Origin of the sequence: Saccharomonospora amisosensis, assembly GCF_011761185.1 — a bacterium.
In the GTDB taxonomy this organism is placed as follows: domain Bacteria; phylum Actinomycetota; class Actinomycetes; order Mycobacteriales; family Pseudonocardiaceae; genus Saccharomonospora_A; species Saccharomonospora_A amisosensis.
This window is the reverse complement of the sequence record NZ_JAAOYM010000001.1, coordinates 89,913-103,085: the sequence shown is the minus strand read 5'-3', so window position 1 is coordinate 103,085 and position 13,173 is coordinate 89,913. Positions and strand designations below refer to the sequence as shown.

The following is a 13,173-nucleotide window of genomic DNA, read 5'->3' as shown; positions in this document are numbered from 1 at the left end:
GGTGGGTGCCCGGCATCCCTCTGTCTCCTCTGGAAAGGTGCCCGGTGTCCACGGCCTTGTCCGACCGCGTCGGTTTCCGAGCCGCGAGTGGCGTGTTGGTCCGAGCTGTCGCTCAGGGCGATCTAGAACTCCCGCCGTGGCCGACGTTGACGGCGAGCGGGGCCGGGACTGCTACTGAATGGGTTGATTGGCTCCGTCAGGTGTGGAGAGTCGGCGCGGTCCGCGATGCCATCAGTCTCGCGAGCCCAGTGCTTGCTGAGCGCGTCCACAGCCTGTGTGGCGCAGGGGTTGGCAGCGAGCGAGACCTACGACGCGCGACATTGTCAGTGGTGCGCTACTTGGTGCGGTTGACCGGCCGTCCGACTCCTAACGGCCTGTTTGCCGGGGTCTCCGCCGCACGGTTCGCCTCGGTTCCATCCCAGCGTTCGGGTGATGATCACCAGGCAGTTGCTGGGGCTGACGCCGGATGGCTGGCCGAGGTCATCAGCCACCTGGAAGGGCAGCCCGCGGTCCTGGAGCGGTTGCTCGTCGTCGCCAACACCACGTTGATGGTGCGAGGCGAGCGTCTTGTTGTGCCCTACCAGCCGGCCACCGACAACCGGGGCACCGGCGCTGTCGAAGTCGAACTCCGATACACCGGCCCAGTACGCACGGCCGTGTGCGCGGCGCGAGACCCGATCCGCTTCGGTGACCTGCGCACGAAAGTGCAGACCGACTTTCCACACGCCGCAGCAGGCACGGTGACCGACCTGCTCACCACGCTGGTCACACGCCGTGCGCTTGTCACCAACCTTCACGCGCCGAGCACTGAGCCCGATGCTCTGGGGCACCTGGTGCGCGCGCTGGCGGCGGTCGGCGAGGTCGCGGCCGAGCAGCGCGCGACGCTGAACGACATTTACGGCCAGTTGCGGCAGCATCGGCACGGCAGCGCAGGGACTCGGCGCAACCTGCGCGCCGACGCCGCTGCTGCCATGCGCTGTCTGACTGCGTCGCGGCGAAACCCCGTCACGGTCGACCTGCGGCTGGACCTGGACGTGGTGCTTCCCAACGCGGTCGCCTGTGAAGCCGAACGTGCCGCACGGCTGTTGGCACGTCTGAGTTCCCACCCCAGGAGTACGACAACGTGGGCGGACTATCACCGGCGCTTCTACCAGCGGTTCGGCGCCGGTTCACAGGTTCCGCTGTTGGACGTCGTCGCGGACAGCGGTATCGGCTGGCCCGACGGCTATCCCGGTGCAACCAAGACCGCCGCCCGCCCGCAGCGGAGGTCTCGGGACGAGCACCTACTGGCGGTCGCCCAAGCCGCAGCATTGGACGGACACCACGAAGTTGTCCTCGATGAGCCTTTGATCGCCGAGCTCGAGCAGGTGCCGGTGCACTCGGTGCGACTGCCCTCGCATCTGGAGCTGTGTGCCCGCGTGGACTGCCCGAGCATGCTGGCCTTGCAGGAGGGGAAGTTTCAGCTCGCGGTTACCTCGGTCTCTCGGTCCGCCAGCATCGTCACCGGTCGCTTCCTGTACCTGTTCGACGAGCATGACCGCCAGGCGTTGACTGAACCGCTGTTTGCCCCGCGGGGACCGGACGAAGCCCTATCGGCCCAGTTGTCGTTTCCACCGCTGGACCCCGCCACCGCGCACGTCGCCCGCACCGTCCGGGTTCTGCCGAGAGTCGTCAGCCTCGCCGAGCATCGCGGTACCGACGCAGGAACAGTGCTCACGCCGGCGGACTTGGCGGTCAGTTGTGACAGTGACCGGCTGTACCTGACCGCTCCTAGCCTCGGTGCGAGGGTGGACGTGTGGGCTACGCATGCACTCAACCTGCGCAAGCACACCCCACCGCTGGCTCGCTTCCTCGTAGAACTCACTCGCGCTGACGACGCGGAGGTCACCGACTTCGACTGGGGCGCGGCGGCCACCCTGCCGTTCCTGCCCCGGCTCCGTTCCGGCCGCGTCGTGCTGTCCCCGGCACGGTGGCGGCTGTCTGCTGCGGAGCTTCCCGACCGGACCGCCGACTGGGAGGCTTGGGACGCCGCGCTGGCCAACTGGCGTACCTGCCGTCGCCTCCCGCAGGCGGTGCTCCTGGCCGACGGGGACTGGCGGTTGCCTCTCGATCTCGCCGAGGACGCTCACCGAGTGCTGCTGCGCGAGCACCTGATCACCAGTCCCTATGCGGTGCTGGAGGAAGGCCCCATCGAGGATGCCACCGGATGGTTCGACGGCCGTGCCCACGAGGTCGTCGTGCCGCTGGCCGCCCGCCAGCCGCAGGCCACGGTGCGACCGTCACGCCCGACACCGCTGCGGATCGTTCGGCCCGGTGAGCATGGCCTGTCGCCTGGTGCCTCGCCGCTGCTGTTCGCCAAGCTCTACGGCAACCGGCAACGCCAGAACACCGTGCTCACCGAGTATTTGCCCACGCTGCTCAAGGAGTGGGGCAAGGACCAGCCGCAGTGGTGGTTCCTGCGGTTCCGTGAAGGCGAAGAGCACTACCTGCGCCTGCGGATCGCGCTGCCCAGTTCGGAACCGGCCGTGTTCGGCGAGGCCGCCGGTCGGGTCAGCGCCTGGACCGAGCGACTCCGTCGTCTGGGCTTGCTGCGCGAAGTGACCTTCGCGACCTCCTACCCGGAGACTGGCCGCTGGGGTGCGGGCGCGGCGCTGGCCGCCGCCGAGGCGGTCTTCACCGCCGACTCCCAGGCTGTGCTTGCCCAGCTCGCCCAGCCCATGCGCGCTGACCACCACGCCCTGGTTGCGGCGAACTTCGCCGCCATCGCCATCGCGTTCACCGGAGGGATCGAGGCGGGGATGCGGTGGCTGATCGACCACGTCCCGGCGAAGCCGCCTGCCGTTGTTCCTCGGCCGGTGTTCGCCGAGGCACGGCGCTTGGCCGACCCCTGCGAAAACTTCCGCGCTCTGCGTGGTGCACCGGGCGGGGCAGCGATCGTTGCGACGTGGGCCGAGCGAGCCGAGACTCTGGCGGCTTACCGAGCGCGCTTGTCCGGGGCCGACGCCGAGGGCGTCGACCTGGACGCCGCCTTGGGTTCGTTGCTGCACACCCACTTCCTGCGGGCCAGCGGCGTCGAGCCCGAGGACAAAGCGGTGTCCCTCTACCTGGCGCGGGCTGCGGCCCTGACATTCGCGGCCCGCACGGGAGGGCCGCGATGAACGCCAGTCTCGCCTCGGACGCTGCGGTCGAGTTCGCGGCGGAGGTCGCCGACCGCCTCGCACAGCCCGGCGCCGCCGACTTGCCCACCGACCAGCCGTGGTGGCACCAGTCCCTGGCTCACGGGGCACCCGGCATAGCGCTGCTGCACATCGAACTGGCGGCGGTCGGAATCCGGCCGTTCGACCGCGCCCACGAGTGGCTAGCCATCGCCGTCGGCAAGCCGGTCACGGCAGGGGCGAGTACTGGCGGATTCTATGGCGCGCCAGCCGTCGCCCGCGCCCTCGCGGGCGCCGCTGCGGTCCGCCCCGGCACGTACCGGTCCGCCCTCGGGCCGTTGGCACGGCAGATCGCCGCGGATGCCCATGCCCGCGCCGACACCGCGCACACGCGCATGGACGCCGGGGTGTTGCCGTTGCTGGCCGAGTTCGACACGATCCGGGGCCTCGCCGGTCTCGGCGCGTACCTGCTGCACCACGACCCCGGCAGCACCGCTATGGGGGCTGTGCTGGGCGCCTTGGTGCGCCTCACACAACCGGTAATGATCGAGGGCGAGGCGCTGCCGGGATGGTGGACCCTGACCGGTCCCACCGGCCGCGTGGACGACGAGTTTCCTGGCGGCCACGGCAACTTCGGCCTCGCGCACGGCATCGGCGGCCCGCTGGCACTGTTGGCCCAGGCCCTGCGCCGAGGCATCAGCGTGGACGGGCAGCGCGAGGCGGTCGAAAGGATCTGCGCGTGGCTGGACTTATGGAGCAGCGACACTCCCGGCGGGGAACGCTGGCCCTACATGATCACCAGCGACGAAGCGCGATCGATGCCTACGCACGTGCGGCACAGCGGTGCCAACCGCCGCCCGAGCTGGTGCTACGGAACAGCGGGCATCGCACGCGCCCTGCACCTCGCCGCCCTGGCTCTGGGCGACGAGATGCGCCGCCAGATCGCCGAAGATGCCCTGATCAGCGCACTGACCGACCCGGCCCAGCATAGGCTGGTCAGCGACACCTCGCTGTGCCACGGCTACGCCGGACTCGCCCGCATCACCGCCCGCGCCGCCACCGACACGACAGGCCCCGCCGCGACCCGGCTCAACGCAATGACCAACGACCTGCTCAGCCGCACTCGCACCAACGCCGCACCAGACAGCCCCGGCGTGCTGGAAGGTACCGCGGGGGTCGGCTTGGCCGCCCTCACCGCCGCGATCGAGCCCACAACGGACTGGGACACCTGCCTACTGATCACCTGAACCGACCAGAAAGGAGACCCTGAGCCGATGCCGCCGGACAGCCGCTGGCACCACTACCTGGTCAAGTTCGCCGACCCGCCCGATGCTGAGCACACTGTCGCGACCGTGTTAGCGCCCGCCCTCGACCAGGCGCAGCAGGACGGCGAACTCGACACGTGGTGGCACCTGCGCAAGACGCCAGCCTGGCGGCTGCGTTACCAGCCGGTAAATCCCGACACGACCGCGGTCGACACGCTGCTGGCCGAGCTGGAAGCTGGCGGGAAGGTCGCCGACTGGAGCCGTAGCATCTACGAACCCGAGACCGTCGCCTTCGGTGGTCCCGCCGGGATGGACATCGCGCACACGCTGTTTCACCACGACAGCCGCCACTGTCTGGCTCGCGTCACGACACCAGCCGCCTTGGGCCAGCGGGAGACCACCGTCCTGTTGTTCAGCGCGATGCTGCGTGCCGCTGGGTTGGACTGGTTCGAGCAGGGCGACGTCTGGGCCAAGGTGGCCGCACTCCGGCCCACCGTCCACGACGACCACACCGACTGCCAACGCATCGAGCGGTTGAGCCAGGCCGTGCGGCGATTGATGACCACCAACACGCACAGATTCGTCGACGTGGCACCCGACCAGGTTCCCGAGACGTGGTGGGCGGCGTTCGATGCGGCGGGCCGCCGACTCGCCGAACTCGCTCGTAACGGACATCTCGAGCGAGGTCTGCGCGCGGTCTTGGCGCACCACTTCATCTTCCACGCCAACCGCGCAGGCCTTTCCGGACCTGACCAGGCCACGCTCGCCGCGCTGGCCGTCAACGCCGTCTTCCACAGCACGCCTACCCGGCAGGCACCAGCCGGGACCACCACCTCCGACACTGTTAGGGCCCCGCAATGACAATCACGGTCAGCGACGCCTCCACCGACTCCGCCGACGAACTGCGCGCCCAGCTCGCCGACCGGCTCGTCAAGGACGGCACGATTCGGACCGATGCCATCGAGGCGGCGTTCCGGCGGGTGCCGCGCCACCTGTTCCTGCCCGACGTCGCGCTGGCCGAGGCGTATGCCGACGAGCCCGTCTACACCAAGTACCAGGGCGACGGCACTCGTATCAGCGCCGCATCGCAGCCCAAGATCGTCGCCATGATGCTCGAACAACTCGGCATCCAGCCCGGCGAGAGGCTGCTCGAACTCGGCGCGGCGACCGGCTACAACGCCGCCCTGATGGCCACCCTCACCGGCCCGAGCGGGCACGTCACCACCGTCGACATAGACGAGGACCTCGTTACCAGTGCTCGCGAGCATCTCGCCGCAGCCGGTAACGACAACGTCGAGGCGGTCGCCGCTGACGGCGCGCTCGGCCACCCGGAGACCGCGCCCTTCGACCGCATCATCGCCACCGTGGGCGCCCATGAGGTTCCCGCCGCGTGGCTCGACCAGCTCGCCCCCGGTGGACGTCTGGTGGCCCCGGTGCGCCTGCGCGGGTGCGCCTCGCGCAGCATCGTCTTCGAACGCGACCAGGACGGCTGGAGCAGCCTGGGCAGCGAGATGGCGATCTTCATGCCCCTACGGGGCCTCGGCGACGACGCCCGCCGCGTCCTCGACCTCACCGGCACCGGACTCTCCCCCGGCGACGTGACGTTGCAGACCCACAAGGACAACAACCACGCCACCGACCCGGATGCACTCGCCGGAGTGTTCGACACCCCCGCTCACGAGGTGTGGACTGGCGTGCACTTCGTCCCGATGGAGTCCTTCGAGTGGCTGGACCTGTGGTTGGCATGCCACCTACCCAACCCCCTCATGCGCATGGAGGTCGCCCCTGCCGCGAAGGACAGCGGCCTCGTACGGCCCATGTTCCCCTCGGTAGCGATGGCCACCACCGCCGCCGACGGCAGCCTTGCCTACCTCACCATCCGCCCGGCTGAGCCCGGCCCGGACGGCGGCAGGCGCTACGAGGCCGGCGTCATCGGCCACGGCATCGGCGGACAGGAACTGGCCAAGCAGGTCGCCACCGAGATCGCCACCTGGGACCGGGGCTTCCGCTCGGCTACCGTCCGTTTCGCTATTCCGGACGCTCCGCCCCAGCCGGACGCGACCGCCAGTCGGGTTGTCTTGGACCGTCCGACCAAGCCCATGACCGTCACCTGGGAATGATCGGCATGGACCCGACCGGCCAGTTCGCCCGCCGCTTCCCCCTCGTCGCCCGCAGCCGCCCGGCCTGCGTCCCGCTGCATAGGAGGGTGGCCGACCTGTATGGCCGAGCTCGTGAGGCCGTCCGCACCGGCGACCTCACCGAGGCAGCCGCAGTGCACAATCAGGCCGCGCTCGTCGCTTCCGACTGCGGTCTTCCCGACCTGGCCCGGCAGTGGTGCCACCAGCAGGTGAACATCTACCTGCGCGCCTGCCCCCTGGGCACACAGGTAGCTCGCCTCGCCCTCGAACCGATCACCAACCTCGCCCGCCTCTACACCCGCGAGGGCCACGGCGAGCGTGCCTTCGCCTTGATGGACACTCTGTTCACTGCGGTCTCATCCCGCACCGGTGCCGACATCGACGGCACCGAGATCCCGGCCAACCTCACCGACTCGTTCGAGACACACCAGCAGATCCGCAGCTGGTTGTGGGCGGTTCTACTGGCCACCGGCTCACGCGCTCTCGCTGCCGCTGGGCGGTGGGCGGAAGCACGCGCCCGACTGGACGACTACCACGGCATCGGCCGGCGGATGCTCGACGGCCGCCAGGTCGCGGTCATCGCCCACGCGGTATCCGGCGACACCGACAGCGCCCTTGCTCTGCTGGCCGACACGACACCAGGAGAACCCTGGGAAAACGCCGTAACCGCGTGCCTGACTGTCCAGTGCCATGGTGCTTCGGGTGTCGTCGACGTGCCGTCACTTGTGGCCCAGTATCACGACTTCGTTATCTCGGTGCCCGGTTTGGCGGTCTTCCGAACGCGGCTTGGTCTGTCCTTTTTCGACGCGCTCGGCACCGTCGACGTGTCACACGCGCACCGGATCGCCGCCGATCTGATCGACTACACAACTACTACACGGGACGGATACGCCGCCCGCGACGTACTCGCCCACACGGGCTGCCGCGACCTACTCACCCACAACCAAACCCGCGAACTGACCGAACTGGTCGACGCCTGCGCGCTCGGGAGCGGCATGCTTCCCGCCACGCTGCAGGAAGATCTCATCCAGGCCCTTGCTGATGCCGAAGAAGTCATGGTGCGCAACATGGCCGGAGCCATGTCGCCGCGAGGGATCCGTTCTCCACGTGTGGAGAATCAGGTGCGCGTTGGCCACTGACCAGCACTGAAGAACCTGAAGAACCGTTGCACACGAAGGGGAGCGATGCAGACCACGACGTCGCCCGACGCGCTGCGCGCGGAGATGGTCGAGCGGATTCGAAAGGCGGGACACGCGCGACAGGGCGCGGTCGAGCGGGTTCTGCGTGACACGCCACGCCACGAGTTCGTGCCGGATGCCGACTTGGCGGTCGCCTACGACCCGTGGCAGGCGGTGGTCACCCATCGGTTCGAGGATGGTCGGTCGCTGTCCTGCGCGTCGGCGCCATGGCTGGTCGCGGCCATGCTCGACCAGCTCGATGTCGAACCTGGCAACCGCATCCTCGAGATCGGCGCGGGAACCGGGTATAACGCCAGCCTGCTCGCCCAGTTGACTGGTCGCGCGGACCTGGTGACCACCGTCGACATCGATCCCGACGTGACGGCGAAAGCCTCGCAAGCGTTGGCTGCCACCGGTTACGGTGGCGTGCACGTGATCACCGGAGACGGTGGGCTCGGGTACCCCTCCCACGCTCCGTACGACCGCGTGATCGCCACCGTTTCACCGTGGGACATCCCCGTCTCGTGGTGGAAGCAGCTTGCCCCCGAAGCGCGGTTGGTTGCGCCGCTGCGGTGGCGGGGCCAGGGACGCAGCGTCAGCTTCACCTACACCGACGGCCGTCTGGTCTCCGATTCGCTCCACCTGTGCGGTTTCGTGTACCTCCGTGGAGAGTACGAGGGCGAACTCAGCGGCTCGATCACCGCCGATGAGAGGGTCAAGCTCCACTGGGACCGTGATCAAGCCGTGGACCTCAGCACATTGCGCGGAGTGCTCGACCAGCCGCGCAGCGTCGCCTGGTCCGGCATCACCATTGCCCCCGACGAGAGCCATGACGGGTTCTGGCTACGGCTTACCGTCACCGATCAGCGCGTGTGCCGCATCAGCGCCCACCCAGATGCCGTGCCTGAGGTTGTCAACCCGATTGGAGGGTACTGGCGTCCGGCGTTGGTTGATGGCGGCTCGCTGGTGTATCTCACAGCCCGTCGACTGGAGAGCGGTGACGGCGTGCGTTGGGAGCTGGGGGCGATCGGCCATGGCCCGGCTGCCGCGGAGTTGACCGAGCACCTGTGTGAACGAGGCCCGCGCTTGGTCATCCAAGCGCGATCAATACGAGCCCAAGCTGGTCATCTACCCTGCGGGCACCCCGGAGGGCGAGCCTGGTGTCAACGGACGCAGAAAACTGACCCCGTGCGGTTCCGGGAAAGTTGACCCCCTTGGGGTTAGTCGTGTTTGGCGCGGTTGTCTTTGGCGAGTAGTTCGCGGCGTTGCCGTGTGCGGTAGGAGTCGCCGGTGAGGGTGAGGACCTCGGCGTGGTGGACGAGCCGGTCGATCATGGCGGCGGCGACGACGTCGTCGGAGAACGTTTCGCCCCAGCGTCCGAAGGGCAGGTTTGAGGTAACCATGATCGAGCCTTGTTCGTAGCGGGAGGCGACGAGCTGGAAGAACAGGTTGGCTGCGTCCTGGTCGAAGGGGATGTAGCCGACCTCGTCGACGATGATCAGTTTGTAGCGACGGATCTTCTTCAGCTCGGCCTCCAGTTGGCCGGCGTGGTGGGCGGCGGACAGCCTGGCGATCCAGTTGCTGGCGGTGTCGAACAGCACCGAGTAGCCGGCGTGGCAGGCCTTGACGCCCAGTCCGATGGCCAGGTGTGTCTTGCCGATGCCGGGCGGGCCCAGCAGGATGACGTTCTCGGCCTTGGCGACGAAGGTGGTGGTGGCCAGGTGCGCGAGCACGTCGCGGCGCAGCGACGGCAGGTGGTCGAGGTTGAAGTCCTCCAGGGTTTTGACCTGCGGGAAGTGCGCGGTGCGGATGCGCATGATGGTGCCTTTGGACTCCCGGTCGGCGACCTGGCGCTGCAGGAGCGCGGCGAGGTACTCCTCGTGCGACCAGTTCTCGTCGCGGGCCTGGGCGGCCAGTTCTTCCCAGAACGCGCCGATGGTGGGTGTCTTCAGCACCCGGGTGAGGTAGGCGATCATCGAGGGCAGGCCGTCCTTCGGCCCGGCGACGGGTGCCGCCGTGGTGGTTGTGGTCACTCGTTCCTCGCTTTCGTCACTGGTGCGGACGGGTTGAAGTCGACGCCGAACAGGGCGTCGTAGTCCGGCAGGGCCCGCAGCATGACGGCGTGGCCGTCGGCATGGTGGCGGGTAGCTGCCTGACGTCGTTGCCGATCCTCGGCCAGTGCCTGGCGCATCTGCTGCGCGGTGGCGGCGTGGCCCGGGTCGGTGACCACGCCGTGTTTGGCCCAGGACCGCTCGTGGCGGGCCACGACCTGCCCGTCACAGACCACCGTCACTTCCCGCAGGGAGGCGGTCACGTCCACGAACCGGCCGATGCACCGCGGATCGACGGAGTAGTCAACGGTGTCGACACGCACGTGGTAGTCACGCGGCAGCCGCACTCGATGGGTCAGGCCGATCGGTGGGGCGACCGGTGGCAGCGGCAGCATCGCTTGGTAGTCCACCTCCAGCAGATCCACCGGGCGTCCCTGGATCGAGCGCACGGTGCGGGTGTTGGCCCGGGCCAGCCACTCGGTGAGCTGCTCGTTGAAGTCCGCTGGCGAGCCGAACGTCCGGCCGGGCAGGAACGAGGTCTCCAGGAATCCGTTGTGGCGCTCCACCATGCCCTTGAACTCCGGATCACGCGGCGGCGCCAACCGGATCTGGGTGGCCAGCGTGCCGGCGAACGCCGCTGCCGGTGTGCTGACCCGCCCGCCACCACCGATCGCGGACTCCCGGTCCCACAACAGCGTCTTGGTCACCCGGCCGATCCCGCAGATCAGCGCCCACATCCCCGAGAGGATGTCGCCGGCCTGCCGGGACGGGATCATCGTCGCGGCCATGAACCGGGAAAACGCCAGCGTCATCACCAGCACCGGCAGCATCCGCTGCTGGCCCGGCCCGACCGGGATCCGCGGCGCGGGAAACCACAGACCTCCGATTTGGCTATTTGTCAAGTGGCTATGGGTTCACGCGGTGCGCTGTCTGGATGCCCGAAGGCCTTGATTGGGTCGTAGGTCTGGTCGGTCTGTAGGCAGTGGTAGAGCTGGCCCAGTATCTTATTGAACAGGTGACGGACCGCGGGTGCGTGTGCGTCGCCGTGGTCCCGTCGGCGTCGGTAGTGCTGTTGCGCAGGTCCCGGGAGAACGACGAGGGTGGTGCCCCAAACCCAGCCGACCGCAGCGAGTCGGTCGTTCTTGACGCGTCTGTGCGTAATCGCAATGGCCTTGCCGGACGCCCGGGTGACCGGAGCGGATCCGGCGTAGGCCTTCAACGCACGGGCGTCGCCGAATCGGGTGCGGTCATCGCCGAGTTCGGCGAGAATGCGGGCTCCGGTGAGATCGGCCAGACCAGGGAAGCTTGTGATGATGGCGTGGTCCGGGTGTTTGCGGAACTCTTCGGCCGAGGCCTGCTCCAGGTCGTTGGCGCCGGTGCAGGCGGTATCGAGCATCGCGAGCAAGACCAATGCCTGGCGCCCCATCGCCTTCTCCACCAGAGCCGGTTGCCGCAGGCCAGGCTTCCGCAGCTTGTCGACGATCGTGGCGGCGAGCTGCTCGACGCCCCGGCGACGGCCCGCCCGACGCAATGCCGCTGCCACTCGTGCCTTGGTTACCTTCATGGCCTGAGCCGGCGTCGGGGCGATGGCAAGCACCGCTCGCGCCTCGGGCTTGGCGAGGTTGGTAGCGGACTTGGCTGCGAAGGCGTCAAGCATCGCGGGGTAGTACTCGCGCAGCAACGATCGCAGTTCGTTGCCGGCCCTGATGCGCCGCCAGACCGCGTCTTGCTGTGCGCGAGCGAGCACCGCGACGGCCTGGGCGAGCTCACTGTCGGCCGGAAGACGGCGGTGCAGGTGTGCATCGACGCGCAGGATGTTCGCCAAGGTCATGGCGTCAGCGTGGTCGGACTTGGCGCGAGCGACGGTGTAGCGTTCGCGGTAGCGAGCCACGGCCATCGGGTTGATCGCGAAAACGGGCCGACCCGTCGCGCGTAGCGCAGCGACCAACAGGCCCCGTGGTGTTTCGATTGCGACGGGAATCGGGTCCTCGTCCGTGTCTCCGACACCGGCGAGCAGTTGGATCAGCTCGGTCAGACCGCCAGGGTCGTCGCCGATCCGCTTCTTGCATAGCAGCGTGCCCTCGTTATCGATGACCGCGATGTCGTGATGGCCCTCGGCCCAGTCGATCCCACAGTACCGGTTCAATCCGTCCCTCCACATCAGGTGTTGTTCGGTTGGTCCGAAATCCAGGCGAGAACGCGCAGCGACCTACTTACGAGCCTCACGGGCTTGCCTCCGATGAGCTGTTCGCGATCCCAGCGCACCAGCACGGCGCCGGTCTACGTCAGAACTCGAAACTCGCGAATGACGAGGCGTCGGATCGTGCGGGCGGCTCGAACCACGAACATTCCACCCGGTCGCGGCGGCCGGACCCCGGAAGACACACCGGAATCCGGCCGCCGCAGGCTGCTGCCCGACCGCCCACGGCCTGTGGTGAGGACTACTGGCCCAATCGCACTCAGGGGTCTACGAGCAGCAAGCCATCGTTCCAGACCACGTGACCAGTGGCCGGTTCGCGGATAAGTAGATCGCACTGCGCGAGCTCGCCGGGCTGGTAGGTCACCCGGTCCACCGGATCGATACCCACGTACTCCGGGCGGATGCGTGCCAGCAGCTTCTTCAACGGCCCTTCCGAGTACGGCCAGCCGATCCGCTGCGAGATCACCGGCGTCGGCATCCTCGGCCACTCCCGCAACAGCGCACGAATCTGCGGCTCGTACGCGTCGGCCACCGAACCACGGCGCGCCCGTTGGTACTTCGGCGGCCCGTCCGACCGCAGCGCCGCCCGCACCGTGTTACGCGCCACCCCCAGCCGCCGCGCGATCTCCTTGATCGGCACACCCTCCGCCCGATACAAGCGGCGGATCTCAGCCCAATCCTCCAACTTCAGCACCCTCCAAGATCTAGGAGGGGGTCAACTTTCGGAGTACCACAGGGGGTCAGTTTTCAGGATCCGGCGACAGTTCCCGCGGCGGATTGAGCACCAAGATCCACCTCGTGGTCGAGGGACGCGGGCTGCCCATGCGGGTTGTGCTCACCCGGGGGTGGCTGGTGACAATCCACAATTGGTGCCGCTGCTGGACGGGATCCGTGTCGCTCGCACCGGGCCTGGTCGCCCGCGCCGCCGTCCCGAGGTGGTCATCGCCGACAAGGCCTATTCGCACCCCTCGACCCGCCGCGCCGCGCACGGCTCACGGGGCGGACGCCCGCCCGCCTTCGATGCCGAGTTGTACAAGCAGCGCAACGTCGTCGAACGCTGCTTCAACCGGCTCAAACAGTTCCGCGACCTAGCCACCCGCTACGCCAAACGCGCCGCCTACTACCAGGCAGAACTCACCATCGCCGCCATCATCCTCTGGCTACGATGAATTACAGGACACGACCT

At 68.3% G+C, this 13,173-nt stretch carries 9 protein-coding genes and 2 pseudogenes; 7 read left to right on the top strand and 4 right to left on the bottom strand.

Going from position 1 to position 13,173, the window contains the following annotated elements:
* The first annotated feature begins 5 nt into the window (after positions 1-5).
* From FHU38_RS00460 to fxlM (FHU38_RS00435), 6 genes are read left to right on the top strand one after another with little or no spacing between them, the layout of a single operon-like run.
* Positions 6-3,158, top strand: a complete 3,153-nt coding sequence (locus FHU38_RS00460) for a lantibiotic dehydratase (protein ID WP_313886627.1) — start codon at positions 6-8, stop codon at positions 3,156-3,158.
* Positions 3,155-4,402 (top strand): lanthionine synthetase C family protein, encoded by a 1,248-nt coding sequence (locus FHU38_RS00455; protein WP_009156857.1) that lies wholly within the window; start codon positions 3,155-3,157, stop codon positions 4,400-4,402. The genes FHU38_RS00460 and FHU38_RS00455 overlap by 4 nt, the downstream gene beginning before the upstream one ends.
* 27 nt (positions 4,403-4,429) lie before the next feature.
* Entirely contained in the window at positions 4,430-5,281 is an 852-nt protein-coding gene (locus tag FHU38_RS00450) for a thiopeptide-type bacteriocin biosynthesis protein (RefSeq protein WP_009156858.1), read from the top strand.
* Complete coding sequence (gene fxlM / locus FHU38_RS00445; protein ID WP_009156859.1) at positions 5,278-6,540, top strand: methyltransferase, FxLD system; 1,263 nt, start codon at positions 5,278-5,280, stop codon at positions 6,538-6,540. Before FHU38_RS00450 ends, fxlM (FHU38_RS00445) begins: the two co-directional genes overlap by 4 nt.
* A gap of 5 nt (positions 6,541-6,545) precedes the next feature.
* Positions 6,546-7,697 (top strand): hypothetical protein, encoded by a 1,152-nt coding sequence (locus tag FHU38_RS00440; protein ID WP_167165539.1) that lies wholly within the window; start codon positions 6,546-6,548, stop codon positions 7,695-7,697.
* A gap of 45 nt (positions 7,698-7,742) precedes the next feature.
* Positions 7,743-8,945, top strand: coding sequence for a methyltransferase, FxLD system (gene fxlM / locus FHU38_RS00435; protein WP_167165537.1), 1,203 nt, complete (start codon positions 7,743-7,745; stop codon positions 8,943-8,945).
* A gap of 11 nt (positions 8,946-8,956) precedes the next feature.
* Here fxlM (FHU38_RS00435) and istB read toward each other — a convergent pair whose 3' ends face one another.
* The 4 genes and pseudogenes from istB to FHU38_RS00415 all read right to left on the bottom strand — a co-directional run.
* Positions 8,957-9,769: an IS21-like element helper ATPase IstB gene (gene istB / locus FHU38_RS00430; RefSeq protein WP_009156904.1), complete on the bottom strand. Its 813-nt coding sequence runs from the start codon at positions 9,767-9,769 to the stop codon at positions 8,957-8,959.
* Positions 9,766-10,665 (bottom strand): annotated as a pseudogene (locus FHU38_RS00425) (Mu transposase domain-containing protein); the annotation flags it as partial. The pseudogene FHU38_RS00425 and the gene istB, both read right to left, overlap by 4 nt.
* 20 nt (positions 10,666-10,685) lie before the next feature.
* On the bottom strand, positions 10,686-11,948 hold the full coding sequence (locus FHU38_RS00420) for an IS110 family RNA-guided transposase (RefSeq protein ID WP_040925900.1): 1,263 nt from the start codon (positions 11,946-11,948) through the stop codon (positions 10,686-10,688).
* 349 nt (positions 11,949-12,297) lie between these two features.
* Positions 12,298-12,681, bottom strand: a pseudogene (locus FHU38_RS00415) (helix-turn-helix domain-containing protein); the annotation flags it as partial.
* On the opposite strand from FHU38_RS00415, the gene FHU38_RS28090 reads away from it, so the two are divergent.
* Complete coding sequence (locus tag FHU38_RS28090; RefSeq protein WP_390623215.1) at positions 12,581-13,156, top strand: hypothetical protein; 576 nt, start codon at positions 12,581-12,583, stop codon at positions 13,154-13,156. The pseudogene FHU38_RS00415 and the gene FHU38_RS28090 sit on opposite strands and share 101 nt — an antisense overlap.
* The last annotated feature ends 17 nt before the right edge of the window (positions 13,157-13,173 follow it).

Excerpts from the sequence above, each read along its gene's own strand:
- FHU38_RS00420 (WP_040925900.1), bottom strand. The coding sequence starts at position 11,948 with ATGTGGAGGGACGGATTGAACCGGTACTGTGGGATCGACTGGGCCGAG.
- fxlM (WP_009156859.1), top strand. The coding sequence starts at position 5,278 with ATGACAATCACGGTCAGCGACGCCTCCACCGACTCCGCCGACGAACTG.
- FHU38_RS00440 (WP_167165539.1), top strand. The coding sequence starts at position 6,546 with ATGGACCCGACCGGCCAGTTCGCCCGCCGCTTCCCCCTCGTCGCCCGC.
- FHU38_RS00455 (WP_009156857.1), top strand. The coding sequence starts at position 3,155 with ATGAACGCCAGTCTCGCCTCGGACGCTGCGGTCGAGTTCGCGGCGGAG.
- FHU38_RS00450 (WP_009156858.1), top strand. The coding sequence starts at position 4,430 with ATGCCGCCGGACAGCCGCTGGCACCACTACCTGGTCAAGTTCGCCGAC.
- fxlM (WP_167165537.1), top strand. The coding sequence starts at position 7,743 with ATGCAGACCACGACGTCGCCCGACGCGCTGCGCGCGGAGATGGTCGAG.